Source organism: Pseudomonas sp. MT3 (assembly GCF_054720805.1).
Genome location: NZ_JBTVPY010000026.1, coordinates 20,209 through 46,259 on the forward strand (window position 1 = coordinate 20,209; position 26,051 = coordinate 46,259).

The 26,051-nt window shown below is 67.5% G+C and carries 23 protein-coding genes; 14 read left to right on the plus strand and 9 right to left on the minus strand.

Annotated features, from left to right (window positions below):
- Positions 1-14 precede the first annotated feature (14 nt).
- Entirely contained in the window at positions 15-899 is an 885-nt protein-coding gene (locus ACYCAX_RS22340; protein ID WP_015479704.1) for a dihydrodipicolinate synthase family protein, read from the minus strand.
- A gap of 59 nt (positions 900-958) precedes the next feature.
- A complete protein-coding gene (locus ACYCAX_RS22345) occupies positions 959-1,741 on the minus strand; it encodes an aldolase (RefSeq protein WP_294971050.1) in 783 nt (260 codons plus the stop codon).
- A 143-nt stretch (positions 1,742-1,884) separates the two neighbouring features.
- Here ACYCAX_RS22345 and ACYCAX_RS22350 point away from each other — a divergent pair, with 143 nt between their 5' ends.
- The 11 genes from ACYCAX_RS22350 to ACYCAX_RS22400 all read left to right on the plus strand — a co-directional run bounded on the left by ACYCAX_RS22350 (position 1,885) and on the right by ACYCAX_RS22400 (position 14,957).
- Complete coding sequence (locus tag ACYCAX_RS22350) at positions 1,885-2,424, plus strand: helix-turn-helix domain-containing protein (protein ID WP_294971054.1); 540 nt, start codon at positions 1,885-1,887, stop codon at positions 2,422-2,424.
- 227 nt (positions 2,425-2,651) lie between these two features.
- Positions 2,652-3,440: an enoyl-CoA hydratase/isomerase family protein gene (locus ACYCAX_RS22355; protein ID WP_294971058.1), complete on the plus strand. Its 789-nt coding sequence runs from the start codon at positions 2,652-2,654 to the stop codon at positions 3,438-3,440.
- A gap of 17 nt (positions 3,441-3,457) precedes the next feature.
- A complete protein-coding gene (locus ACYCAX_RS22360; protein ID WP_460248862.1) occupies positions 3,458-4,618 on the plus strand; it encodes an acyl-CoA dehydrogenase family protein in 1,161 nt (386 codons plus the stop codon).
- Positions 4,619-4,628: 10 nt separating this feature from the next.
- On the plus strand, positions 4,629-6,716 hold the full coding sequence (locus ACYCAX_RS22365; protein ID WP_460248863.1) for an acetate--CoA ligase family protein: 2,088 nt from the start codon (positions 4,629-4,631) through the stop codon (positions 6,714-6,716).
- 114 nt (positions 6,717-6,830) lie between these two features.
- A complete protein-coding gene (locus tag ACYCAX_RS22370; RefSeq protein WP_460248865.1) occupies positions 6,831-8,441 on the plus strand; it encodes a 5-guanidino-2-oxopentanoate decarboxylase in 1,611 nt (536 codons plus the stop codon).
- Positions 8,442-8,495: 54 nt separating this feature from the next.
- Positions 8,496-9,686 carry a pyridoxal phosphate-dependent aminotransferase gene (locus ACYCAX_RS22375; RefSeq protein WP_460248867.1) on the plus strand — a complete coding sequence of 397 codons (1,191 nt, stop codon included), beginning with the start codon at positions 8,496-8,498 and terminating at the stop codon, positions 9,684-9,686.
- A complete protein-coding gene (locus ACYCAX_RS22380) occupies positions 9,679-11,097 on the plus strand; it encodes an aldehyde dehydrogenase family protein (protein WP_294971073.1) in 1,419 nt (472 codons plus the stop codon). Before ACYCAX_RS22375 ends, ACYCAX_RS22380 begins: the two co-directional genes overlap by 8 nt.
- Before the next feature lie 72 nt (positions 11,098-11,169).
- Entirely contained in the window at positions 11,170-11,874 is a 705-nt protein-coding gene (locus ACYCAX_RS22385; RefSeq protein WP_294971076.1) for an NAD(P)H-dependent oxidoreductase, read from the plus strand.
- Positions 11,875-12,256: 382 nt separating this feature from the next.
- Positions 12,257-13,192, plus strand: coding sequence for a LysR family transcriptional regulator (locus ACYCAX_RS22390; RefSeq protein WP_015479694.1), 936 nt, complete (start codon positions 12,257-12,259; stop codon positions 13,190-13,192).
- Between the two features lie 193 nt (positions 13,193-13,385).
- Positions 13,386-13,580 carry a hypothetical protein gene (locus tag ACYCAX_RS22395; protein ID WP_015479693.1) on the plus strand — a complete coding sequence of 65 codons (195 nt, stop codon included), beginning with the start codon at positions 13,386-13,388 and terminating at the stop codon, positions 13,578-13,580.
- A gap of 372 nt (positions 13,581-13,952) precedes the next feature.
- Complete coding sequence (locus tag ACYCAX_RS22400; RefSeq protein ID WP_460248868.1) at positions 13,953-14,957, plus strand: hypothetical protein; 1,005 nt, start codon at positions 13,953-13,955, stop codon at positions 14,955-14,957.
- Here ACYCAX_RS22400 and ACYCAX_RS22405 read toward each other — a convergent pair.
- Both ACYCAX_RS22405 and ACYCAX_RS22410 read right to left on the minus strand, forming a co-directional pair.
- Positions 14,939-16,273: a sigma-54-dependent transcriptional regulator gene (locus ACYCAX_RS22405; RefSeq protein ID WP_015479691.1), complete on the minus strand. Its 1,335-nt coding sequence runs from the start codon at positions 16,271-16,273 to the stop codon at positions 14,939-14,941. The two genes, ACYCAX_RS22400 and ACYCAX_RS22405, sit on opposite strands and share 19 nt — an antisense overlap.
- The gene (locus tag ACYCAX_RS22410; protein ID WP_015479690.1) at positions 16,270-18,033 is read right to left on the minus strand and encodes a sensor histidine kinase; all 1,764 of its coding nucleotides are present in this window, start codon (positions 18,031-18,033) and stop codon (positions 16,270-16,272) included. The genes ACYCAX_RS22405 and ACYCAX_RS22410 overlap by 4 nt, the downstream gene beginning before the upstream one ends.
- Before the next feature lie 104 nt (positions 18,034-18,137).
- On the opposite strand from ACYCAX_RS22410, the gene ACYCAX_RS22415 reads away from it, so the two are divergent.
- Together ACYCAX_RS22415 and ACYCAX_RS22420 are read left to right on the plus strand one after the other, a co-directional pair.
- Complete coding sequence (locus ACYCAX_RS22415; protein ID WP_294971089.1) at positions 18,138-19,016, plus strand: alpha/beta fold hydrolase; 879 nt, start codon at positions 18,138-18,140, stop codon at positions 19,014-19,016.
- Positions 19,013-19,366 carry a DUF7079 family protein gene (locus ACYCAX_RS22420; RefSeq protein ID WP_015479688.1) on the plus strand — a complete coding sequence of 118 codons (354 nt, stop codon included), beginning with the start codon at positions 19,013-19,015 and terminating at the stop codon, positions 19,364-19,366. The genes ACYCAX_RS22415 and ACYCAX_RS22420 overlap by 4 nt, the downstream gene beginning before the upstream one ends.
- Here the strand turns inward: ACYCAX_RS22420 and ACYCAX_RS22425 are convergent.
- Complete coding sequence (locus ACYCAX_RS22425) at positions 19,363-19,812, minus strand: DUF3301 domain-containing protein (protein WP_041712774.1); 450 nt, start codon at positions 19,810-19,812, stop codon at positions 19,363-19,365. The genes ACYCAX_RS22420 and ACYCAX_RS22425 overlap by 4 nt on opposite strands.
- Positions 19,813-19,960: 148 nt before the next feature.
- Here ACYCAX_RS22425 and pdxY point away from each other — a divergent pair, with 148 nt between their 5' ends.
- The gene (pdxY, locus tag ACYCAX_RS22430) at positions 19,961-20,830 is read left to right on the plus strand and encodes a pyridoxal kinase PdxY (RefSeq protein WP_460248870.1); all 870 of its coding nucleotides are present in this window, start codon (positions 19,961-19,963) and stop codon (positions 20,828-20,830) included.
- A gap of 154 nt (positions 20,831-20,984) precedes the next feature.
- On the opposite strand, the gene ybaL is transcribed toward pdxY, so the two are convergent.
- The 4 genes from ybaL to ACYCAX_RS22450 all read right to left on the minus strand — a co-directional run bounded on the left by ybaL (position 20,985) and on the right by ACYCAX_RS22450 (position 26,002).
- The gene (gene ybaL / locus ACYCAX_RS22435; protein ID WP_460248871.1) at positions 20,985-22,688 is read right to left on the minus strand and encodes a YbaL family putative K(+) efflux transporter; all 1,704 of its coding nucleotides are present in this window, start codon (positions 22,686-22,688) and stop codon (positions 20,985-20,987) included.
- 205 nt (positions 22,689-22,893) lie between these two features.
- Complete coding sequence (locus ACYCAX_RS22440) at positions 22,894-23,373, minus strand: acyl-CoA thioesterase (RefSeq protein WP_015479684.1); 480 nt, start codon at positions 23,371-23,373, stop codon at positions 22,894-22,896.
- A 160-nt stretch (positions 23,374-23,533) separates the two neighbouring features.
- On the minus strand, positions 23,534-24,292 hold the full coding sequence (locus ACYCAX_RS22445; RefSeq protein WP_015479683.1) for an SDR family NAD(P)-dependent oxidoreductase: 759 nt from the start codon (positions 24,290-24,292) through the stop codon (positions 23,534-23,536).
- A gap of 342 nt (positions 24,293-24,634) precedes the next feature.
- Positions 24,635-26,002 carry a glutamine synthetase family protein gene (locus tag ACYCAX_RS22450; protein WP_460248873.1) on the minus strand — a complete coding sequence of 456 codons (1,368 nt, stop codon included), beginning with the start codon at positions 26,000-26,002 and terminating at the stop codon, positions 24,635-24,637.
- Positions 26,003-26,051 lie beyond the last annotated feature (49 nt).

Genomic DNA, 26,051 nt, shown 5'->3' on the forward strand with positions numbered 1-26,051 from the left:
GGGGCAGTCATGCCTCATTGCAGCGCTGTCAGCAGTCCCTGCAGATAGCGCTGGCCGTCGCCGTCCAGTTCCTGCAACGGCAGGCGTGGTACGCCAACCTCCAGGCCGGCCATGCGCAACCCGGCCTTGATGGTGGTCGGCAGGCCGCGGCGGGTGATGTAGTCCAGCACCGCCAACTGGCGATAGAACGACTCCCGCGCATCCTCCATGCGTCCTTCCTGTACCGCTTCGTACAACGTGCGGTTGTGCTGCGGGATGAGGTTCGGCGCCGCCGTGCACCAGCCTTTCGCCCCGGCCACCAGCGCTTCCAGCGCCAGCGGGTTGCAGCCGTTGTAGAACGCCACCTGGCCGCCCGAGAGCAGGCGCAGGCGGTGCATGCGCTGGATGTCGCCGGTGCTCTCCTTGACCATCGTGACGTTCTCCACTTCATTGACGATCCGCAGGATCAGCTCCACCGGCAGGTCGGTACCGCTGGTGCCGGGGTTGTTGTAGAGCATCACCGGAATACCGATCGCCTCGCCGACCGCGCGGTAGTGGGCGAGGATTTCCTCTTCGTTGAGCTTCCAGTAGGACACCGGCAGCACCATCACCGCGGTGGCGCCGAGGCGTTCGGCAAAACGCGCGCGGCGCACCGTGCGGGCGGTGGTCAGGTCGGACACGCTGACGATGGTGGGGATGCGGCCGGCGATGGTCTTCAGGCTGAACTCCACCACCGCGTCCCATTCCGGGTCGCTGAGGTAGGCGCCTTCGCCGGTACTGCCCAGCGGGGCGATGGCATGCACGCCGCCGGCGAGCAGTCGTTCGATGGAACGGCCGAGCGCCGGCAGGTCGAGCGCGCCGTCGGGGCCGAAGGGAGTGATGGTATAGCCGATGATGCCGTGGAGGGTGGTTGAGGACATGGTTGCACCTGGGGCACTTATGGATAAGTGGCGTTGTAGTTATCGGAGTGGGAGGCCGGTCAGCTCAGGCATTCGCCGTGCTCGCGCAGGCTGCGCCGGGCGTAGTAGCTGAAGGCGGCGCCGTGGCGCTTGGGCGTGGAGATCCAGTCGTGCGCTTCCTTGCCCAACGCCGGCGGAATCGGCTTGATCTCGCCGGCGGCCATCGCCAGCAACTGCATCTTCGCGGCGCGCTCGAACAGCATCGCCACCACGCAGGCTTCCTCGATGCTCGAACCGGTTACCAGCAGGCCGTGGTGGGAGAGCAGGATGGCGCGCTTGTCACCCAGGGCGGCGGAGATGATCTCGCCTTCCTCGTTGCCCACCGGCACGCCCGGCCAGTCCTTGAGGAAGGCGCAGTCGTCGAACAGCGGGCAGAGGTCCATGTGCGACACTGCCAGCGGCACTTCCAGCATCGACAGCGTGGCGGCGTGCAGCGGGTGGGTGTGGATGATGCAGTTGACGTCCGGGCGGGCGCGGTACACCCAGCTGTGGAAGCGGTTGGCCGGGTTGGCCATGCCCTGGCCCTGGAGCACCTTGAGGTCTTCGTCGACCAGCAGCAGGTTGCCTGCGGAAATCTCGTCGAAGCCCAGCCCCAGGCGCTGGGTGTAGTAGGTGTCGGGCTGTTCCGCGCGACAGGTGATCTGCCCGGCCAGGCCGGAGTCGTGGCCGCCGTCGAAGAGAATCCGGCAGGTCAGGGCCAGTTTTTGCCGGGCAGTCCACGTATTATCCGACAGGCTGGCCTGCATCTGTCGTTCGGCGTGCTGGATCAGCTGGTTCTTGGGGAGGTGCATGGTAGTTGCCATGAGAGTCTTCCTCTGTTCGGGGTGGACGCGAGTGGGGCTCGCGGTCATTTCGGTTACGTTGCAATGACACAGATCAAGCTAAATGACACAATTTGTCATTAGCAAGAGAAAAGTTTCCGCACCGACGCCAAGGGGCGTTCTGCATGTCCATGCGATTGAAATTGCTGAGAAAGAAACTGGGGATCACCCTGGAGACGCTGGCCGAGAAGACCGGCATGACCAAGAGCTACCTGTCCAAGGTCGAGCGCGGCCTGAGCACACCGTCGATTGCCACGGCGCTCAAGCTGTCGAAGGCGCTCAATGTCCAGGTGGAAGAACTGTTCGCCGAGGAAAGCGGCTCCGCCGAGGGCTACAGCCTGGTGCGCAGCGGCGAGCGCCAGTCGCTGGCGCGCGACGACGAAGGCCCGACCTATGCGTCGCTGGCCCGGCAGATCGGCGACCGCGCGCTATTGCCGTTCATCGTCTATCCGCCGGCCGACTTCAGCCACTCGGCCTTCAAGGAACACCTGGGCGAGGAGTTCATCTTCGTCCACCGGGGACGGGTGGAGGTGGACTTCATGTCCGAACGTCTGACCCTGGAAACCGGCGACGCGCTGCACTTTAACGCGCAGAAACCGCACCGCCTGCGCTCCCTGGGCGACGAGCAGGCCGAACTGCTGGTCGTGGTGCACAGCCAGGACTGACCCCGCGCGGTGCCCCTTCGCCGCGCCGTCCTCCGCGATTGTTCGAAGTTGTAACAAGCGCTCCCCCGATTGCCCTCCGAACTCCGGCAGCCCCCGCGCCGCGCGGCGTTCCCGCTTGTCCGCAGGCCGTTACAAGCCACCCTTTCGGGTGGATTGCCGTCTTGCTGAACACTTGTTTAGTATTGGCCCAACGCCTCAACACAATCGACTACAAGAACGAGGGCAGCATGACTCAGCCATCCCCGCTCAGCCGGGTCCAGGACGGTATCGCCTGGATCACCCTGAACCGCCCCGAGCAGCGCAACGCGCTCGACGTCCCCACGCTCAGGAGCCTGCTGGCCCTGCTCGACGCCTATGAAGTCGACGAGGCCGTGCGCGTCATCGTGCTCAGCGGCGAAGGCCGCAGCTTCTGCGCCGGTGCCGACCTCGCCGAATGGGCCGAGGCCGAAGCCCGTGGCGAGCTGGAAACCTACGGCTGGACCGAAACCGCTCACGCCCTGATGCGTCGCCTGCACGGCCTGGACAAGCCGACCATCGCCGCCGTCAACGGCACCGCCGTCGGCGCCGGGATGGACCTGACCCTGTGCTGCGACTTCCGCATCGCTGGCGCCTCCGCGCGCTTCAAGGCCGGCTACACCGGCATGGCCTACTGCCCGGACGCCGGCGCCAGCTGGCACCTGCCGCGTCTGATCGGTAGCGAAGCGGCCAAGCGCCTGCTGTTCCTCGACGAGCTGTGGAACGCCGAGCGCGCACTGAATGCCGGCCTGGTCGGCGAAGTGGTCGCCGACGATCAGCTGCAGGCCCAGGTCGGCGAATTCGCCGCGCGCCTGGCTGCCGGCCCGACCTTCGCCTTCGCCCAGACCAAGCGCCTGACGCGCGACGGCGCCGCCCGCACCCTGGCCCAGCAACTGGAGGCCGAACAGGCCGCCGGGCTGCTCTGTGGCCGCAGTGAAGATGCCGCCGAGGCGCTGCGCGCCGTGGCCGAGAAACGCTCCCCCCAATTCAAAGGCCGCTGACGGCTGCAGGTGATGTGATGGATTTCCAACTGACCCAGGAACAGGAAATGCTCGTCGAGGCGGTCAAGGCTTTCGTCGAGAAAGAGCTGCTGCCCTACGAGGAAGAAGTGGACCGCGCCGACGCGGTGTCCCCGGAGCTGGCCGCGCAGATTCGCGGCAAGGCCCTGGCGGCCGGCTTCTACGCCTTCAACATGCCCGAGGAAGTCGGCGGCGGCGGCCTGGACTACCTGTCCCAGGCGCTGGTCGAGCGCGAGCTGTCCAAGGTCTCCTGGGCGCTGCACGTGTTCGTCGCACGGCCCTCGAAGATCCTCATGGCGTGCAAGGGCCAGCAGGTCCAGGACTACCTGCTGCCGGTGGTGCAGGGCGAGAAGATCGACTGCTTCGCCCTCACCGAGCCGGGCGCCGGTTCCGACGCCAACTCGATCAAGACCCGCGCCGTGCGTGACGGCGAGGACTTCGTGATCAACGGCGCCAAGCACTTCATCAGCCACGCCGGCCACGCCGACTTCGCCATCGTCTTCGCGGTGACCGACACCTTCGAGCGCAACGGCAAGAAGCGCAACGCCGTGACCGCCTTCCTGGTGGACAAGGGCACCGCCGGCATGACCGTACGCCGTGGCCCGAAATGCGTGAGCAACAAGGGCTATCACACCTACGAAATCTTCTTCGACGACTGCCGCGTACCGGCTTCCCAGGTCCTCGGCGAAGTCGACAAGGGCTGGGAAGTGGCCAACGCCTGGCTCACCGCCGGCCGCGTGATGGTCGCCGCCAACTGCGTCGGCCAGGCGCAGCGCGCGCTGGACCTGGCGCTGCAATGGTCGGCCGACCGCAAGCAGTTCGGCGCGGCCATCGGCAGCTACCAGGGCATCTCCTTCAAGCTCGCCGACATGGCCACGCAGATTCGCGCCGCCGAGCTGATGACCCTGCACACCGCCTGGAAGATGGATCGCGGCAGCATGACCGACGGCGAGGCCGGCATGGCCAAGCTGTTCGCCAGCGAGGTGCTGGGCAAGGTCGCCGACGAGACCGTGCAGATCTTCGGCGGCATGGGCCTGATGGACGAAGGCCCGGTGGAACGCATCTGGCGCAACGCGCGCATCGAGCGCATCTGGGAAGGCACCTCGGAAATCCAGCGCCACATCATTTCCCGCGAACTGCTGCGTCCGCTGCTGCGTTGAGGCCCGTGCGATGAAACGCGAAAACCTCCAGCGCCTGCTGGCGCCCCGGAACCTGGCCTTCATTGGCGGTCGCAGCATGGCGCGCGCGCTCAAGCGCTGCGCCGAAGGCGGCTTCCCGGGTGCGATGTGGCTGGTCAACCCGCAATACGACGAACTCGAAGGCGTGCCCTGCGTACGCAGTATTGCCGAGCTGCCCGAAGGGCCGGATGCGGTGTTCGTCGCCACCAACCGTGACCTGACCCTGCAGGCCGTCGCCGAACTGGCTGCCAGGGACGCCGGCGGCGCCATCTGCTACGCGTCCGGCTTCGCCGAGACTGGCGCCGAGGGCGAAGCCCTGCAGCGCCGCCTGCTCGCCAGCGCCGGCGATATGGCGTTGCTCGGCCCGAACTGCTACGGCCTGCTCGACTACCTGCACGGCTCCGCGCTGTGGCCGGTGGCCCACGGCGGACACCTGGTGGAGAAGGGCGTGGCGGTGCTGACCCAGAGCGGCAACTTCGCCTACAACCTGTCCATGAGCGACCGCTCGCTGCCCATCGCCTACATGGCCTCGGTGGGCAACCAGGCGCAACTGGGCGTGGCCGAACTGATGGACGTGCTGCTCGACGAGCCGCGCGTCACCGCCCTCGGCCTGCACCTGGAAGGTTTGAAGAACGTCCCCGGCTTCGCCCGCGCGGCCTTCAAGGCGCTGCAGAAAGGCATCCCGGTGATCGCGCTGAAGACCGGCGTTTCCGAGATCGGCGCGGAACTCGCGCTCAGCCACACCAGCTCCCTGGCCGGCTCCGACGCGCTGTACGACGCGCTGTTCGACCGCCTCGGGGTGATCCGCGTCAGTGGCCCGGTGAGCTTTATCGAAACCCTCAAGGCGGCCGCCTGCGGCAACCTGCCGGCCGGTCCGTCGCTGGCCGCGCTGGCCTGCTCCGGCGGCGACGCCGGGCTGATTGCCGACTACGCCGAGCGCAACGGCCTGAGCCTGCCGAAGCTGGTCGATGCGCAGCGCGCCGAACTGGCCGAGGTGCTGCCGGACTACGCCAATATCGCCAACCCGCTGGACTTCACCACCGCCATCTGGGGCGACGGCCCGGCACTGCAGCGCATGCTCGACAGCGCGCTGCAGACCGATGCCGATGCCGCCCTGCTGGTGCTGGATTACCCCGGTGAAGAGACCGGCGAGCGCCCGCAGTGCGACCTGCTGCTGGAGCTGTACTGCGCTGCACTGGAGCGCCACGGCAAGGTCGGCTTCATCGCCTCCGCGCTGCCGGAACTGCTGCCCAAGCATGCCCGCGAACTGCTGCACTCCCACGGCGTCGCCGCGCTGCAAGGTGTGGAAGACGGCCTCGCCGCCTGGGGCCGGATCGCCCATTACCGCCAGTGTCGCGATGCGCTGCTGGCCCGTGGCGAGGCCGCGCTGGTGCCTCTCTGCCCGCAGGCCATCGACGGCGAAGGCCGGCTGCTGGACGAATGGAATTCCAAGCAGGCGCTGAGACCCTTCGGCCTGCCGCTGCCACGCGCCGCGCTGAGCACCCCGACCCAGGCCCGCGAAGCGGCCGCCGACGTCGGCTTCCCGCTGGCGCTGAAAGTGGTCAGTGCGCAGCTGCCGCACAAGACCGAGGCCGGCGGCGTGGCGCTCAACCTGCGCAACGAGGCGGCGCTGGAAGCCGCGCTGTTCGACATGCGCGAGAACATCGCCCGCCACGCGCCGGGTGTGCCCTTCGACCAGGTGCTGCTGGAGCGCATGGCCAACCCGCCGCTGGCCGAGCTGATCGTCGGCATCAAGCGCGAGAACGGCTTCGGCCTGGCGCTGGTGCTGGGCGCCGGCGGCATCCTCGTCGAGCTGCTCAAGGACAGCCGCAGCCTGCTGCTGCCGACCACCGACGCGGCCATCCGCGATGCCCTGCTGAGCCTGCGCAGCGCGCCGCTGCTCACCGGCTTCCGCGGCCGCCCGGCGGTGAAGCTGGACGCCCTGGTGGAAGCCATCCGCGCCGTCGCCGACTACGCCTGCGAGCACGTGGACAGCCTGCTGGAGCTGGACGTGAACCCGCTGCTGGCGGACGCCGAAGGCGCCGTGGCGGTGGATGCGCTGATCCGTACCGCCGAATGATTTCGTCATGCCTGTAGGAGCGAGCTTGCTCGCGAACGAACCCCCGCTGCGGGGTCTGGTTCGCGAGCAAGCTCGCTCCTACAAGGTCCTGCCATAGCCTTGGGGAGCAACCTCATGCAAGAGAACAAGAACCTCACCGGCGGCCAGGCCCTGGTCCGCCTGCTGGCCAACTACGGCGTCGACACCGTGTTCGGCATTCCCGGTGTGCACACCCTGGAGCTCTACCGTGGCCTGCCCGGCAGCGGCATCCGCCACGTGCTGACCCGTCACGAACAGGGCGCCGGCTTCATGGCCGACGGCTATGCGCGCGTCAGCGGCAAGCCGGGCGTGGCCTTCATCATCACCGGCCCCGGCGTGACCAACGCCGCCACCGCCATCGGCCAGGCCTACGCCGACTCGATCCCGATGCTGGTGATTTCCAGCGTCAACCACACCGCCAGCCTGGGCAAGGGCTGGGGCTGCCTGCACGAGACCCAGGACCAGCGCGCCATGACCGCGCCGATCACCGCGTTCTCGGCTGTCGCCTTGAGCCCGGAGGATTTGCCCGAACTGATCGCCCGCGCCTACGCCGTGTTCGACAGCGAGCGTCCGCGCCCGGTGCACATCTCCGTGCCGCTGGACGTGCTCGCCGCGCCCATCGCCCGCGACTGGACCCACGAAGTCGTACGCCGCGCCGGCCGTGGCCGGCCCAGCGCCGATGCGCTCCAGCAGGCTGTGGATAAACTCAAGGCCGCCCAGCGTCCGATGATCATCGCCGGCGGCGGCGCGCTGCACGCCGCCGACGCCCTGGCCGCGCTCAGCGAGCGCCTGGCCGCGCCGCTGTTCACCAGCGTCGCCGGCAAGGGCCTGCTGGCTCCGGAAGCGCCGCTGTCCGCCGGCGCCACCCTGTGCACCCAGGCCGGTTGGGACATGATCGCCGAGGCCGACGTGGTCCTGGCCATCGGCACCGAAATGGCCGACACCGACTTCTGGCGCGACCGCCTGCCGGTCACCGGCGAGGTGATCCGCGTCGACGTCGATTCGCGCAAGTTCAACGACTTCTACCCGAGCGCCGTGGCGCTGCTGGGCGACTCCAAGGCCACCGCCGAAGCGCTGCTCGCCGCGCTGCCGAGTGCTACCCGTGACGCCGCCAAGGCGCAGTCGCGCATCGCCGAGCTGCGTGCGCAGATCGACGGCGGCCACGCGCCGCTGCAACTGATCCACAAGTCGATCCTGGAGCGCATCGCCAAGGCCCTGCCGGACAACGCCTTCATCGCCAGCGACATGACCCAGCTGGCCTACACCGCCAACTACCTGTACCCGAGCAAGGCGCCGCGCGGCTGGCTGCACCCCACCGGCTACGGCACCCTCGGCTACGGCGTGCCTGCCGGCATCGGTGCCAAGTTCGGCGCGCCGGAGCGCCCCGGCCTGGTGCTGGTCGGCGACGGCGGCTTCCTCTACACCGCGCAGGAACTGGCCACCGCCAGCGAGGAGCTGGACAGCCCGCTGGTGGTGCTGCTGTGGAACAACGATGCGCTGGGGCAGATCCGCGACGACATGATCGGCCTGGACATCGAGCCCATCGGCGTCCTGCCGCGCAACCCGGACTTCGCCCTGCTGGGCCGCGCCTACGGCTGCGAGATGCGCGAGCCACAGAGCCTGGACGAACTGGAGCGTGACCTGCGCGCCGGCTTCGCCCATCCGGGCGTGACCCTGATCGAGCTGAAACACGCCTGCGCCAAGTAGGCCCGTTGCACCCGCCGCAGTCCCTGGACTGCGGTGCCTGGAAGGAAGCAAACCATGCGCTACTCCGACTTCACCCAACGCATCGCCGGCGACGGCGCCGCCGCCTGGGACATCCACTACCGCGCCCTGGCGCGCATGGAGCAGGGCGATGACATCCTGCTGCTGTCGGTGGGCGACCCGGATTTCGATACCCCGGTGCCCATCGTGCAGTCGGCCATCGACAGCCTGCTGGCCGGCAACACCCATTACGCCGACGTGCGCGGCAAGCGCTCGCTGCGCGAAGCCATCGCCCGCCGCCACACCCAGCGCAGCGGCCAGGCCGTGACCGCCGATGAAGTGGTGGTGCTGGCCGGCGCCCAGTGCGCGCTGTATGCCGTGGCGCAGTGCGTGCTCAACCCGGGTGACGAGGTGATCGTCGCCGAGCCGATGTACGTCACCTACGAAGCGGTGTTCGGTGCCTGCGGTGCCAAGGTCATCCCGGTGTCGGTGCGTTCCGAGCACGGCTTCCGCGTGCAGGCCGAGGACGTCGCCGCGCTGATCACTCCGCGCACCCGCGCCATCGCCATCAACAGCCCGCACAACCCGTCCGGCGCCAGCCTGCCGCGCGCGACCTGGGAAAAACTTGCGGAGCTGTGCATAACCCATGACCTGTGGATGATTTCCGATGAGGTCTACAGCGAGCTGCTGTTCGACGGCGAGCACATCAGCCCCGCCAGCCTGCCGGGCATGGCCGAGCGCACCGCGACCCTCAACAGCCTGTCGAAATCCCACGCTATGACCGGCTGGCGCGTGGGCTGGGTGGTCGGCCCGCAGGAACTCTGTGCGCACCTGGAAAACCTCGCCCTGTGCATGCTCTACGGCTCGCCGGACTTCATCCAGGACGCCGCCTGCACCGCGCTGGAGGCCAAGCTGCCGGAACTGGAAGCCATGCGCGAGGCCTACCGCCAGCGTCGCGACCTGGTGATCGACTGCCTCGCCGATTGCGTCGGCGTGCGTGCCCTGCGCCCGGACGGCGGCATGTTCGTGATGGTGGATATCCGCGCCACCGGGCTTTCCGCCCAGGATTTCTCCAACCTGCTGCTGGATCGCCACGGCGTCTCCGTGCTGGCCGGCGAAGCCTTCGGCCCCAGCGCCGCCGGGCACATCCGCCTCGGCCTGGTGCTCGGCGCCGAACCACTGCGCGAAGCCTGCCGTCGCATCGCCCTGTGTGCCGCCGAACTGCTGAAGGAAAAACGCTATGCGTGAGCGTACACAGCTCTACATCGACGGCACCTGGGTGGCACCGCAGGGGCAGGGCCTGGCCGAGGTGCAGAACCCGGCCACCGAGGAAACGGTCGGCCGCGTGCCGCTGGGCGGTGAAGGCGACGTGAACCGCGCGGTGGACGCCGCCCGCCGGGCCTTCCCGGCCTGGTCGCAGACCCCTTCCCACGTGCGCGCCGGTTATATCCGCGCGCTCGCCGAGCAACTGAAGAGCCGCGCCGACGAGATGGCCGCGCTGATTACCGCCGAGCTGGGCATGCCCATCCAGTGGTGCCGGATGGTGCAGGTCGACGGACCGATCGAGGGCCTGGAAAGCTACGCCGCGATGGCTGCGCACATGGACGAAGTGCGCGAGGTCGGCAACTCGCTGGTGGTGAAGGAAGCGGTGGGCGTCTGCGCCTTCATCAACCCCTGGAACTACCCGCTGCACCAGTTGATCGGCAAGCTGGCCCCGGCGCTCGCCGCCGGCTGCACCGTGGTGGTCAAGCCGAGCCAGGACACCCCGCTGCATGCCTTCCTGCTGGCCGACATGGTCCACGCCATCGGCCTGCCGGCCGGCGTGTTCAACCTGGTCAGCGGCCCCGGCTCCAAGGTCGGCGAAGCCCTGGCGCGGCATCCGGACGTGGACATGGTGTCCTTCACCGGCTCCACCGGGGCGGGTGTGAAGGTCTCCGAGGCCGCCGCGCCGACGGTCAAGCGCGTGTGCCTGGAGCTGGGCGGCAAGTCGCCGTTCCTGATTACCGCCGATGCCGACCTGGCCGCCGCCGTGCGCCACGGCGTGCAGGACGTGATGATCAACTCCGGACAGACCTGCACCGCGCTGACCCGCATGCTGCTGCCCGCCAGCCGCTACGACGAAGCCGTGGAAATCGCCCGCGCGGAAACCCTGGCGCTGAAGATGGGCGACCCGCTGGACGCCGACAGCTTCCTCGGCCCGATGTGCTCGGCCGGCCAGCGCCGCACCGTGCTGGATTACCTGCGCGTCGGCCTGGAGGAGGGCGCGCAACTGGTCTGCGGCGGCGCCGAGCGCCCGGCGCATCTGGAGCGCGGGCACTATGTGCAGCCAACGATCTTCGCGGGGGTGCACAACCAGATGCGCATTGCTCGCGAGGAAATCTTCGGCCCGGTGCTGTGTCTGATTCCCTACGCCGATGAGGCCGAGGCGATCGCCATCGCCAACGATTCGCCGTTCGGCCTGTCCAGCGCCGTGTGGGCGGGCGACCGCGAAGATGGCCTGCGACTCGCCCGGCAGATGCGCGCCGGCCAATGCTTCGTCAACGGCGGTGCGTTCAACTACCGTGCGCCGTTCGGCGGCTACAAGCAGTCCGGCAACGGCCGCGAATGGGGCGAGCAGGGCTTGCACGAGTTCGTCGAGCTCAAGGCCATCCAGCTTTAAACAGACCCCCTCTCCCACCAGGAGAGGGCTGGGGTGAGGGCAGTTCCGCTCACCGAATTGTCAGGAATCCACATGAACGTACTGATCGTCCACGCCCACAACGAACCGCAATCCTTCAGCACCGCGCTGTACCAGCTCGCCGAGGAAACCCTGCGCGGCCAGGGCCACGAAGTGCAGGTCTCCGACCTCTACGCGATGAACTGGAACCCGGTGGCCAGCGCCGCCGACTTCGGCGCCCGCGCCAACCCCGACTACCTGGTCTACGCCCTGGAGCAGCGCGAAGGCGCCAAGGCCAGGACCATCGCCGCCGACATCCAGGCCGAGCTGGACAAGCTGCTCTGGGCGGACCTGGTGATCTTCAACTTCCCGATCTACTGGTTCTCCGCGCCGGCCATCCTCAAGGGCTGGTTCGACCGCGTGCTGGTCTCGGGCATCTGCTATGGCGGCAAGCGCTTCTACGACCAGGGCGGCCTGGCCGGCAAGAAGGCCCTGGTCAGCGTGACCCTCGGCGGCCGCGACCACATGTTCGGTGATGGCGCCATCCACGGCCCGCTGGAAGACATGCTGCGGCCGATCCTGCGTGGCACCCTGGCCTACACCGGCATGAGCGTGCTGCCGCCCTTCGTCGCCTGGCACGTGCCCTACATCAGCAACGAGGCGCGCGTGGACTTCCTGCGCCAGTATCAGGACCGACTGCAGAACCTGGAGAGCGACCAGCCGCTGGAGTTCGTGCGCCTGGAGCAGTTCGACGAGCGCCTCTATCCGCTGCCGCGCTGATTGGCTTTTCGTAGGAGCGAGCTTGCTCGCGAACGGGATCGCCGGCTGCTCCGACGCTGGGCGGTTCGCGAGCAAGCTCGCTCCTACAATCCGGCTCGACTCCGATGCTATGGCCAAAAACGAAAAGGGCGGCCATCCGCAGATGGCCGCCCCTGGAGAAAAAGTCAGCCGCTGCAGCCAGGTATGCGCGGGGGAGAGGGCCGTCGATTGGTGTATCGACGGCCGTACGATGAGCCTGGTATGCCCACCGTCGCTGCAGCGACTTGGCCGGCACTATACGTGGTAACAATCGGTAAAAAACGACCCTATACTGCGATTCAGTTTTGCGGCGCGGACAACAATTGTCGTCGCCTCCTACAAAGATGGATAAGCAGGGGGAATCATGGACGTACTTCACGCGATGCGGGCCTTCGTCCGGGTGGTGGATGCCGGCAGTTTCACCGCCGCCGCCAACGCCCTGGGGTTATCCACAGCCCAGGTCTCGCGCGTGGTCTCCGACCTCGAAGCCCAGCTCGAAGCACGTCTGTTGCACCGCACCACAAGGCGCCTGGCGCTGACCGAAACCGGCGAGCGCTACCTGCTGCGCTGCCGGGAAATCCTCGCCGATGTCGACGAAGCCCAGGCCGAAGCCAGCGGCGCGCACCTCAATCCGCGCGGCCGCCTGCGCGTGCACTCGCTCACCGGCCTCGGCCAGCAGCACCTGATCCCGCTGATCTCGCGCTACTGCGAGTCCTTCCCCGAGGTCTACATCGAGCTGACCCTGGCCCAGCGCCAGCCGGACATCCTCGAGGAAGGCCAGGACGTGGTGATCACCCGCGACCGCGAGCTACCCGACTCCGAGTTCGTCGCCCAGACCCTGGGCACCATCTACAGCGTGCTCTGCGCCAGCCCCGAGTACCTCAAGCGGCGCGGCACCCCGACCAGCGTCGCCGACCTGCACCAGCACCAGTGCCTGCGCCTGCAGGACCCGACCTTCCCCGAGGGCTGGGCCTTCGAGGAGGGCAACGAGGAAAGCGTGATCCGCCCGCGCGATACCTTCATGGTCAACGTCGCCGAGGCGCTGACCGGCGCCGCCGCCGCCGGCATGGGCATCTGCCTGCTGCCCAGCTACGTCGCCGCGCCCGCCCTGCGCAAGCGTTCGCTGGTGCGGGTGCTGCCCCGGCACAGCCTGCACGTGCGGCAGATCTATGCGCTGTACCCGTCGCGGCGCTTTCTCGATGCGAAGATCCGTACCTGGGTGGAGTTCCTCAAGGCGGAGCTGCCCAGGGTCTTCCAGGACGACGAAGCAGCGCTCAACGATCCCGTCAACTGGGCATAAGGCCATCTCTGACGTTGGGCGCTGGCGTGGCGGATCGTCGCAGCCGCTCTATATCGGTGTTCTCGGACGATCGGCGCGGATTGTTGCTTTTTAGGCAATGCTTTGTTGGTTAGCTAGCTATTTTTCGCCCGACTGTTGCGCCGTAACCTTTCTCCAACCCCGACCAATCGGGTGTTCAGAAAGGATCACCGTCATGTCCCGTTCGTTTTATATTGCTGCCCTGCTGTCCGTTTGCTCGCTGTCCTTCACCCAGCTGAGCTTCGCCGAAGAATCGCGCCTGATGACCGACAAGATGGTCAAGGCCAACGAAGCAGCGATTGCCCAGCAGCAGGCCCAGTCCGCCGAACAGACCGCCAAGGCCACTGCCGACAGCGACGCCGATTCCTGATCGGCCACTTCCCCCGGGAAGCCCGGTGCGTGAGCCGGACTTCTCAATGCCTTGCGCCGCATACGATATGCGGCGTTTTTTTGCCTGCGGAATACGTCTATTACAGAAGTTGTAACAGTCTTTCCTTGGCATTGGCCTGTATTCCTGTCTGATAGGTCAATATACTTGACTCAACAGCGCTTCCTTCGGGGCTGCTGTTCCCGGCCAATGCCGGCAATCTTCCCGACGCCGATATGTGATTGCTCCGAATCGACGTCTGTCTCAAGGCCGCTGTTTTCAGCGGTCTTTTTTTATGCCTGGCAGATATCGGTGGGCCGGGCTGATAGGCTTGGGTATTCCGCGCCAACGGCCGGATTCGACAAGGATGCCGAGATGGCCACCGATAATCCCTTCGCCACACCCCATGCTCCCCTGACTGCTCCCACTGCCGTTGCGACGCCGGCCGGCAGCCAGCCTCTGCTGTTCGTCGCCGCGATGATAGTGGCGGCGGCGCTGGTGTTCTTCGGCAGCAATGCCGTGCAGTGGATCGGCGACCTGGGCAATTACCGCGAGCGCCTGCCGCAGTATCTGCCGACGATGCTGGCCAACTGGCTTGGCGGGCTGCTCTTCTATTCGGCGGCGGTCCTGTTGCTGGTCCATTACCAGCGTGAGCGCCACGGCATTGCGCGATTCCAGCCGCTGGCCGGGCTGTTGGTGGGCTTCGGCGCGGCCTATCTGATCACCACCCTGGTCGTCGGCACGGCGGTGTCCTACCTGAGCGTGTCCTTCTACCAGTGGGCTTTCGAGCAGGACACCCGGACCCTGTGGATGATCCTCTACGGCCAGGCCAGCTCGCTGATCAACCTGACCCTGGGTTGCCTGTTGCCGCTCTGGCTGGTGCTGCGTCTCGCACGCCCGCGCTCCGAGCGGTTGGCGCCGGGACAAACCCTCGCCCTGTCCTCCTGGCAGGTGTCGCTGGGCGTGGCGCTCGGCTTCACCGCGATGACCTACAAGCTGCTCGCCGGGCTCAGCTATGGCGCGCTCTACCTGTACAGCGGCGCGGATGGTTGGCAATCGGTGCTCATGCTGTCGAGCTGCGTATTGCCCTTCGCCATCGTCATGACGGCTGTGCGGACGCGCCTGCCGTCGCAGGTTTCGCGCTTCGCCGCCGGCCGGGTGCTGGCCTGCGCGCTGGTGCTGCTGGCGATGTGGGCGATAGCGATCGTGCTGGTTTCGGTCCTGGTGGCGCTCGCCGCCTACAGCTCGCTGAACGCCAGCAGCCTGCCGCTTTACCTGCTGCCGCCGGCGATCCTGCTGCTGGTGCTGCTCTGGCCGCTGGCACGCTGGTGCGCCGGCTGGTTCTTCGCCGAGCAGCCGGCTCAGTCCTCGCCCAGGTAATCCCCACGGCTCAGCCCGTGGCGCTGCATCTTCTCGTTGAGGGTGCGGCGTGGCAGGCCGAGCAGTTCCATCACCGCCTTGATGTCGCCCTTGCACTGGCCCAGCGCCTGGCGGATGCACTGCGCCTCGTAGGCTTCCATGCGTTCGAACAGGCCGTTGCCGGCGGGCTCGACGGGCGTGTCATCGCGGTCCAGGCCCAGTACGTGGCGTTCGGCGGCGTTGGCCAGTTCGCGCACGTTGCCCGGCCAGTCGTGGGCGAGCAGACGGGCCAGTTCGGTGGCGGAGAGCGGCGCGGCCTCGCGGGCGAATTTCTCGCTGGCCAGTAGCGCGTAGTGTTCGAACAGCAGCGGGATGTCTTCGCGGCGTTCGCGCAGTGGCGGCAGGCGCAGCTCGGCGACGTTCAGGCGGTACACCAGGTCCTCGCGGAAGCGTCCGGCGCGGGCTTCTTCGAGCAGGTCCGGCTTGGTCGCGGCGATCACCCGCAAATCGACCTTGATGCTCTGGTTGGAGCCCAGGCGCTCCAGTTGCTGTTCCTGCAGCACGCGCAGCAGCTTCACCTGCTGGGCCAGCGGCATGCTCTCGATCTCGTCGAGGAACAGGCTGCCGCCGTTGGAATGCTCCAGCTTGCCGATGCGCTTGCCCTGGGCGCCGGTGAAGGCGCCGCTTTCGTGGCCGAACAGCTCGGTTTCGAACAGTTGCTCGGGGATCGCCGCGCAGTTCAGCGCGACGAAGGGCTTGCCGGCGCGCGGACCGAAGTCGTGCAGGCAGCGCGCGACCAGTTCCTTGCCGCTGCCGGTGTCGCCGCGGATCAGCACATTCACCGGCGTGCCGGCCAGCGCCATGATCTGCCGGCGCAGGGACTCCATCGGCCGCGATACGCCGAGCAGGCGCGATTCGATCTGGTCCTTGAGCGCCGCCTGTTCGCGCAACTGGCGGTTCTCCTGCACCAGCCGGCGCTTTTCCAGGGCGCGGCGCAGGCTGTCGAGCAGGCGTTCGGGGGTGAAGGGCTTTTCGATGAAATCGTAGGCGCCCTGGCGCATGGCCTGTACCGCCATCGGCACGTCGCCGTGGCCGGTGACCATGATCACCGGCAGGTCGCGGTCGAGCTGCTGCAGGCGTTCGAGCAGGGCCAGGCCGTCGGTGCCGGGCATGCGCACATCGCTGATGATCACGTCGGGCAGCTCGCGCGCCACGTTTTTCAGGCACTCGTCGGCGCTGCCGCACAGGCGTACGTTGAAGCCGGAGAGTTGCAGCCATTGCTGCACGGCGTCGCGGATGGCGGCTTCGTCGTCGACGAAGAGGATGGTCTGGCTCATGCTCGGTTTTCTTCGGGGGCGGCGGGCAGGCTCAGGCGGAACAGCGCGCCGCCGGAGGGCTGGTTGGCGGCGCTCAGGCGGCCGCCGAGTTCGTGGACGATGCCGTAGGATACCGCCAGCCCGAGCCCCAGTCCTTCGCCGACCGGCTTGGTGGTGAAGAAGGGGTCGAAGACGCTGGCGAGGTTTTCCTCATCGATGCCGGGACCGTTGTCGGCCACCTCCAGGCACCAGTGGTCGCCCTCGCGGCGCAGGCTCAGGGTGATCTGCGCCTGCTCGGTGTCCGCCAGCGCATCCAGGGCGTTGCGCAGCAGGTTGACCAGCACCTGTTCCAGGCGGATCGCATCGCCCAGTATCCAGGCCGGTTCGTCCAGGCGCTGGAGGATGTCTACCTGCTCATCGCGGATGCGCACGGCGAGCAGGCGTAGCGCCTGATCCAGCACGTGGCCGAGTTCGATGCGCTCGCGCAGGCCGCCGGGGGTCTTGCGGGCGAAGGTCTTCAGGTGGCCGGTGAGCGCGGCCATGCGCTCCAGCAGTTCATCCACCCGCAGCAGCGCGGTGCGGGCGTCGTCCTGGCGGCCGGCGTCGAGCAGCAGGCGCACGCTGGCCAGTTGCATGCGCTGGGCGGTGAGCGGCTGGTTGATCTCGTGGGCCAGCGCGGCGGACATCTGCCCCAGCGCCGCCAGCTTGGCGGCCTGCACCAGGCCGTCCTGGGCGGTGCGCAGGGCGGCGGTGCGCTGTTCGACCAGACGCTCCAGTTCTTCCTGGTTGCGCTGGCGCAGGCGGGCGAGGCGGCGGCGCTGCTGCAGCCAGAGCACCAGGAACACCAGCGCCAGCCAGGCGCCGGCGGCGGCCAACCGCGCGCTGGTGACGTCGGATTGCACGCCGTGGGGATTGCGCAGCAGGTGCAGGGTCCACTCGTCTTCCGGCAGCCCGACCGATTGCCAGAGGTAGTCGCCGCTGATGTCCTGGCCGTCGACGCGGACCATGCGCGCGTGCTCGCCGAGGGTTTCCAGCGTCCGGTGCGGCAGCGCGCTGAGCGGCTGCTTGTGGTACTGGCGGGTGTCGGCCATCTCGGCGCGGGCCACGGCGTCCAGCGGCAGCAGTTCGCGGTAGCGCCAGCGCGGGTGGTTGGCGAGGAACACCACGCCCTTGCTGTCGCTCACCAGCACCACGTCCGGGGTCTGGCTCCACTGCCGCTCCAGGTCGGGGAACTCCAGCTTGACCACGATGGCGCCAAGGAAGCGGCCGTCGTCGTCGCGCAGGGCGTTGGACAGGAAGTAGCCGGGAATCCCGCTGGTCACGCCGACCGCGTAGAAACGTCCGGCGCCCTGGGCGATGGTCTGGCGGAAGTAGGGGCGGAAGCCGTAGTTGTGGCCGACGTAGCTGACCGGCAGGTTCCAGTTGCTGGCGGCCACGGCGAGGCCGGTGTGGTCCAGCAGTTCCAGGGTCGAGGAACGTGCCGCGCCGTTGATTTCCTGCAGCTTGAGGTTGAGCCGGTGCTGCAGTTCGCCGGTCACCGGGCCTTGCAGGGCACGGCGCAGGTCGGGATCGAGGGCGAGCACCGCCGGAATGCTGCGGAAGCGTTCGATCAGCGTGTGCAGGGAGTTGGCGTAGAGGTCGAGCTGTTCGTCGGCCGCCTGCGCCTCGGCGAGCAATGCGCGGTGCCGCGCCTGTTCGCCCGCCCAGTACGCCGACAGCAGCAGGCCGGCCAGCAGGAGCAGGCTGATCAGGGTGAGACGAAGGGGGCGGGGAAGCGGCATGTTCGAAGCAAGTCGAGCTAGGATCGCGACGATAGCATGTTGTCGCACTGGTTCGGCGCCCGGCCGCCTCGTTACACTGCGGGCGTCCTGACGGAGACGCGCCCATGCAGTTGTTGTCCTGGACCCACGAAGGGTCCGCCGGTTTCACCCTGCGCGGTTGGCGCAGCGAGCCCAGCGGCAAGCCGCTGTTGCACTTTCTTCATGGCAACGGCTTTTGCGGCCGTGCCTATGAGCCGCTGCTCGCGCTGCTGGCGAAGGATTTCGACCTCTGGCTGTGCGATGTCCAGGGGCACGGCGATAGCGACCACGGCGGGCGTTTCCACGGTTGGAACCGCAACGCCGAGATGGCGGTGGAAGCCTTCGAGGCCGGACGCGGGCGGTTCGGCGAGGTATCGCACTACGCCTGCGGCCACAGCTTCGGCGGTGTGCTGACCAGCCTGATCCTGGGGCGCCATCCGCAACTGTTCCGCCGCGCCGTGCTGCTCGATCCGGTGCTGTTCACCCCGGCGATGATCGGCGTGATGGCGCTCTCCGAAGTGCTCGGCCTGCACAAGCGCCGCACGATGGTGCAGAAGGCCCGCGCGCGGCGCAGCCAGTGGCCGGACCGCGAGGCGGCGTATGCCGGCCTGCATGGCCGGGGCATCTTCAAGGGCTGGACCGACGCGGCGCTGTGGGCCTATGTCGAGCAGGCGATGAAGACGGTGGACGGCGGCGTCGAGCTGAAATGCCGGCCCAGCCGCGAGGCGGAGATCTTCGCCTCCTTCCCCAAGCGCCTGTGGTCGTCGCTGAACAAGGTGGTGACGCCGACCCAGGTGCTGTTCGGCGAACGCACCTATCCCTTCGTACCCAAGGCCGTGGCGCGCTGGTGCGCGAGCAACCCGGCGGTCAGCGCGCAATGCGTCGATGGCGGGCACTGCTTCATGCAGGAGTTCCCCGATGACAGCGCCGGGCGCGTGTCGCGCTTCCTGCTGGGCCACGAATGAACGACCCGGCCCGCGAGTCCGTCTGGCTGGCGCTGTCCGAGCTCTGGCTGGACACCGAACTGGATGAAGGCGGTCGCGCCGCCATCGCGGGCATCCTGTCGATCAGCGGATTCAGCGTGGACGAGCTGGATGCCATCTATCGCCTGGAAGTGGCACCGGTGGTCTGGTCGAACACCTGGGTGACGGCGGGAGTGTGGGATGGCTTCGATCCGGACTGGCTGTTCGAAGCCTGCCGGCGTAACCAGCAGCGGCGCCATTCGCTCTGGCACCGTGGGCGTTGCCGGTTGCTGCGACGGGCGATGACGGCGGCGGTGGAGAAGGACTGGCGGAAGATCCGCGCGCAGCTCTAGTCGCTGACTTTCTTGTCCTGGTGCGCGCGGCGCCATTCGTCCAGGCGCACGATCTCGGCCTTGGGGCGCGGTGGCGGGGTGTCGTCGAACACCGCGTCGACGATCTCGTCGTCCGCCGGGTTGAAGGTGGCGACCGGTGCAACCGTGGCGCGCGGCTCTGGCTCCATGCGGAAGGGCGCCAGCTCGATGCGGCCCAGGTGCTGGCCGAACATGCGGATGGTGCCGGCGTAACGTTCCTGCCCGGTGGCGGTGAACTCGAAACCGTACTCGCGGGCCAGGCGCAGGTGGTTGCGACCATCCCGGCGCAGGCGAATGCGTTGCAGGGCCACGGCTTCGTCGAGCAGTTCCACGCCCTCGCGCGCGCAGTGCTGCTTGGCCAGGACCAGCGCACGCTCGCGGATGCCGTGGGTGCGCCACCACCAGGCGGCCGCCGCGACAACCAGCATGAAGACGAAAAGATTGCCCAGGTCCACTTCTACTTCCTCGGGGTCGGCGCACCAGCTTACTCACTCCGCCGTCGGGCGGCGAGGGGTGGATGTTCACAGGGTGTGAATTGCGCTCCATACTGCGCCATTACTGTTGCAGGACACCGTTATGCCGCGTACTCCCCACGTTCTCGCCATCCAGTCCCACGTCGTCTTCGGCCACGCCGGCAACAGCGCCGCCGAGTTCCCCATGCGACGCGTCGGGGTGAACGTCTGGCCGCTGAACACCGTGCAGTTCTCCAACCATACCCAGTATGGCCACTGGACCGGCCAGGTGCTGCCGCCGGAGCAGATTCCCGCGCTGGTGGACGGCATCGCCGCGATCGGCGAGCTGGGCAACTGCGACGCGGTGCTCTCGGGCTACCTGGGCAGCGCGGCGCAGGGCCGCTCGATCCTCGAAGTGGTGCGCCGCATCCGCGAGGTCAATCCGCGCGCCGTGTACCTCTGCGACCCGGTGATGGGCCATCCGGAGAAGGGCTGCATCGTTGCCCCGGAAGTCGGCGAATTCCTGCTCCACGAGGCCGCCGCCGTGGCCGATTACCTGTGTCCGAACCAGCTGGAGCTGGACAGCTTCTGCGGCCGCCAGCCGACTTCCCTGGAAGACTGCGCCGAGATGGCCCGTGGCCTGCTGGTGCGCGGTCCGAAGGCGATCCTGGTGAAGCACCTGAACTACCCGGGCAAGCCGGCGGACGCCTTCGAGATGCTGCTGGTGACTCTCGACGAGACCTGGCACCTGCGCCGTCCGCTGCTGGCCTTCCCGCGCCAGCCGGTGGGTGTGGGCGACCTGATCTCCGGGCTGTTCCTCGCTCGCCTGCTGCTGGGCGACGACCTGCGCAGCGCCTTCGAATTCTGCGCGGCGGCCGTGCATGAAGTGCTGCTGGAAACCCAGGCCTGCGGCAGCTACGAGCTGGAACTGGTGCGCGCCCAGGACCGCATCGCCCATCCGCGGGTGAAGTTCGAGGCGGTGAAGCTGGGGTGATTGCGATGCAGCCGTGACGGTTTGTGCCACGGCTGTTCGCGAGCAAGCTCGCTCCTACGAAAAGCGGCTCGGACCTGACCTGTAGGAGCGAGCTTGCTCGCGAACCCGCCCAGGCACGATGACCGGCCTGGGCATCCCTCAGAAGCGTTGTGCCTCAGGTCGACTGCGGCAACTGCTCGTCGCTGACGGTCCCTTCAGTACCCTGACGCTCAACCCGCGCAACCATCCCCCGGGCGATTTCCCGTTCGCCCATGATCACCAGGTTCGCGCCGTTCTGCTCCAGGTAATCCACCTCGGCGTCGAAGTGGGCGCGGGCGATGATCTCCAGGCCCGGGTTGATCGCCCGCGCGTGGCTGGCAATCGTCCCGGCTTCGAAGCCGTTGGGGATGGCGATCAGCAGCCAGCGCGCCGAGGCGATGTTGGCCTGGGCCAGCACCTCGGGATTGGCGGCGTTGCCCACCACCACGCAGAGGCCGTACTCGCGCAGTTCGGCGGCTTTTTCGCGCTTGTCCTCGATCACCACCAGCGGCACCTTGTCCTGGCGCAGGCGCTCGCTGACCAGCGCGCCGACCCGGCCGTGGCCGATGAGGATCGCGTGGTCATGCTCCAGCACCGGTGGTGGCAGGTCGGGGGCCTCCACCTGCACCACGCCCGGCTCGCTTTCGGCCTTCTGCGCCTGGCGCGCCTGCAGGCGGTCGATGGCGATGAACAGCAGTGGGTTGACCAGGATCGACAGGATCGCACCGGCCAGCACCAGGTCGCGGCCCGCCTCCGGCAGTAGCTGCAGGCTGACGCCCAGGCCGACCAGGATGAAGGAGAACTCGCCGATCTGCGCCAGGCTCGCGGCGATGGTCAGCGCGGTGCTGTTGGGATGGCCGAACAGCCGCACGATGATGTATGCCGCCACGGATTTGCCGAACACGATCACCAGGAAGGTGGCCAGCACCGGCAGCGGCTCGTGGATCAGGATGGCCGGGTTGAACAGCATGCCGACGGACACGAAGAACAGCACGGCGAAGGCATCGCGCAGCGGCAGCGAGTTCTCCGCCGCCTCGTGGCTGAGCTCGGACTCGTTGAGGATCATCCCGGCGAAGAAGGCGCCGAGGGCGAAGGACACGCCGAAGATCACCGCCGAGCCGTAGGCGATGCCCAGGGCGATGGCCAGTACGGCCAGGGTGAACAGTTCGCGCGAGCCGGTCTTGGCCACGCGCTCCAGGGCCCAGGGCACGATGCGCCGGCCGCCGAGGATCATCACCGCGACGAAGGCGGCGACCTTGCCCAGAGTCAGCAGGATCGGCAGCAGCACGCTGCCTTCGTTACCGTCGGACGTGCCGCCCAGGGAGCCGGCCAGCGCCGGCAGCAGGACCAGGGTGAGGACCATCGCCAGGTCTTCGACGATCAGCCAGCCGATGGCGATGCGGCCGCGTTTGGTGTCGATCAGCTGGCGCTGTTCCAGCGCGCGCAGCAGCACCACGGTACTGGCTACCGACAGCGCCAGGCCGAACACCAGGCCGGCGCCGAGTTGCCAGTCCATCGTCCAGGCCAGGCCCATGCCGAGCAGCGTGGCGACGCCGATCTGCACCACCGCGCCGGGAATGGCGATGGCTTTGACCGACAGCAGGTCCTTCAGCGAGAAGTGCAGGCCGACGCCGAACATCAGCAGGATCACGCCCAGTTCGGCGATCTCGCCGGACAGCGCCTGGTCGGCGACGTAACCGGGGGTGAAGGGGCCGGCCAGCACGCCGGCGAGCAGGTAGCCCACCAGCGGCGAAATGCGCAGGCGGTTGGCCAGGGCACCAAGGACGAAGGCCAGTACGAAGCCGACGGCGAGGGTGGTGAGCAGGGGGGTGTGATGCATGGTCTGGGCTCCGGGCACGCAGGGAGCAACCTGAACCGGTGGTCGCGGGTTGCTCGAAGGTGGATCACGGGGGCAAACCCGCGTACGAAAACTCTAGGCGCTGGAATGGATTCCTACATTGCTTTCACGCAAGAGTAACTGGTTGACGCAACAGATATTTTTCGCGACACACAGATTTTTTATCAAGAAATGTCGCGGTTATTTGTCATTCGTCATGAATTGCCTTGTAGCGCTGTTCCAGTTCCTGGCGAATTTGCCTACGCTGCTGTGCCTGGGCGAAGCGACGTTTCTCGTCCTTGGTCTGCGGCTCCAGCGGCGGCACGACGATGGGGTTGCGACCGTCGTCCAGCGCCACCATGGTGAAGAAGCAGCTGTTGGTATGACGCACCGACTTTTCGCGGATGTTCTCGGTGACCACCTTCACGCCGATTTCCATCGAGGTGCGCCCGGTGTAGTTCACCGAGGCGAGGAAGGTGACCAGTTCGCCGACGTGGATCGGCTGGCGGAAGATCACCTGGTCCACCGACAGGGTCACCACGTAGTGGCCGGCGTAGCGGCTGGCGCAGGCATAGGCGACTTCGTCGAGGTACTTGAGCAGGGTGCCGCCGTGGACATTGCCGGAGAAGTTGGCCATGTCGGGGGTCATCAGGACGGTCATGCTGAGCTGGTGGTTGCCGGGTTCCATGCTGTTCTCTGTGGCGGATGGAGAAAGGACCCACTCTGGACGCACCGGGGTGGGGCTGGCGACACAGTTTTTTCTATACCGCTCATTGGCCGTGGACGCCAGTGGGGATCGGCAGATGCAAAACGGGCGGCCACTGGCCGCCCGTTGTGTTGGCGCCGGGTCAGCGTCCGGCGGAGAGGCCGAAGTCGATCGCCAGGTCCGCGCCGGTGATGGCTTCGGATTCCGGCTTGCACAGGTACCAGACCAGTTCGGCGACTTCTTCCGGGCGGATGAAGCGCGATGCCTTGCCCTGTGGATAATCCTTCAGCAGGGCGCGCTTGTAGCTGTCCGGGTTGCCCTGGCCGTAGCGCTCGGCCTGGTAGTCGAGCATCGGCGTGGCGATGTCCGCCGGGGAGATGGCGTTGACCCGCACGCCCGCCTCGGCCAGTTCCAGCGCCAGGGTGCGGGTGAGCATGGTCAGCGCCGCCTTGCTCGCACAGTAGGCCGCGGAGCCGCGATAGGCCTGGCGGCCGGAGTCGCTGGAGATGTTGACGATGCAGCCGTGGTTTTCCTTGAGGTACGGCGTCGCCGCCTGGCACATGTAGAAGGCGGCCTTGAGGTTCACACCCATCACCAGGTCGAAGTCGTCCTCGTTGAAGTCTTCCACCGGGCCTTCGCGCCAGACGCCGGCGGCGTTCACCAGGGCGTCGAGGCGGCCGGTGCGGGCGAGGATGTCGGAAACCAGGCTGTGGCAGTTGTCGGCGCGTCGCAGGTCGCCGACGGCGGTGGCGTCCAGCGGTACCTGGGCATTGAGCGCATGCAGGCCGGCCTTGTCCACGTCGGTCGCGGCGATGCGCCAGTGACTTTGGGCGAAACGTTTGGCGATGGCTTTTCCGAGGCCACCGGCGGCGCCGGTGATCAGTACGACAGGAGTGCTCATTGTCTACGGGTTCTCCCTGCCTGAGAGAGGACGGCGGCCGGCAGGCAGTACCGGCGGCGCCGCTTTGACCACGGAAGGCGCATCTGCGCCCCGTGCAATTACAGACCAAGAAAAGACCAGATTCTTCAGTCTGACAGGGTAAATTTTTCGTAAGGCTGTCGTGTGTCAGTGGGGCGTGGCGAACTGTGCGGTTGGCGGAGGTGGGCAACTCCCCCGCGCGCCGGCTGACCTGTAGGAGCGAGCTTGCTCGCGAACAAGCTCTGACGCGCGCACCTTCGCGAGCAAGCTCGCTCCTACAAAAGCCGCTCGGCCGTGCAGGGTTGTCTGCCCATACGCCTGCGATCACGCGTGATGCAGATACCAGCGCCAGTCCTGCTCGCCGACCTCGCCCATGAACTGGCGGTATTCCTCCCACTTGATCGCCAGGAACACCTTGAGGAATTCCTCGCCCAGCGCCTCGCGGGCCCAGGTGGAAGACTCCAGCGCGCGCAGCGCGGTGAGCCAGTCGGTGGGCAGGAACTCGGTGGCCTGCTCGTAGCCGTTGCCGACGATGGGCGCGCCCGGATCGATCTGCTCGCGGATGCCTTCGTGGATCGCGGCGAGGATCGCCGCCGCCGCGAGGTAGGGGTTGGCGTCGGCGCCGCAGATGCGGTGCTCGATGTGCCGGCTCTTGGCCGGGCCACCGGGCACGCGGAACGACACGGTGCGGTTGTTCACGCCCCAGCTCTTGGCCAGCGGCGCGTAGCTGTTGGCCTGGAAGCGGCGGAAGGAGTTGGCGTTGGGGCAGAAGATCGCCAGGGAATCCAGCAGGCGCGCCATCATGCCGCCGATGGAGTGGCGCAGCAGCGGGGTGCCGTGAATGTCTTCGCTGGCATAGAGGTTGTTGCCCTGTTCATCGGCCAGGCTGACATGCAGGTGCATGCCGCTGCCTGCGCGATCGCCGAACGGCTTGGCCATGAAGCAGGCCTGCAGCCCGTGCCTGTTCGCCACACCCTTCACCAGGCGCTTGTAGCGCACGCCTTCGTCGATGGCCTGCATGACGTCGAAGCGATGCTCCAGTGTCAGCTCGACCTGGCCCGGCGCGTACTCGGAGATCGCCGTGCGTACCGGCAATCCTTGGACTTCGCAGGCGGCATAGAGGTCGTCGAGGAACGGCTGCAACTGCTCCAGCTCATACACTCCATAGACCTGCGGCGCCTCCGGGCGGATACCGTTCATCTGCAGCGCCGGCTGCGGGCGGCCGTTGGCGTCGCGCTGCTTGTCCAGCAGGTAGAACTCCAGCTCCACCGCCATCACCGGGTGGAAGCCGTCGGCCTTGAGCCGGTCGACCACGCGGGACAGCGCCTGGCGCGGGTCGGCGGGCGTGGCGGGCAGGCCCTGGGTCGGGTGCATGCTGACCTGCAACTGGCCGGTGGGGCTGGCGCGCCAGGGTTGCAGGGTCAGGCTGCCGGGCAGCGGGTAGGTCCAGCAGTCGGCGTCGACCACTTCCCAGACCAGCCCGGTGCCTTCGACGTCCTCGCCCTGCACGGTCAGCGCGAGGATCGAGCTGGGCAGCGGGCGGCCGTTGTCGTAGATCGCCAGCAGCTCGTCGCGATGCAGCAGCTTGCCGCGCGGGATGCCGTTGGAGTCGATGATGAAGAGTTCGATGCTGCGCACGTCCGGGTGGGCGGCGAGGAAGGCTTCGGCTTCCTGTCGATCGGCGAATTGCATGGTGGTCCTCGGTGGCGCGGTGCGCCGGGTGTTCTTGGCTTTTCGTAGG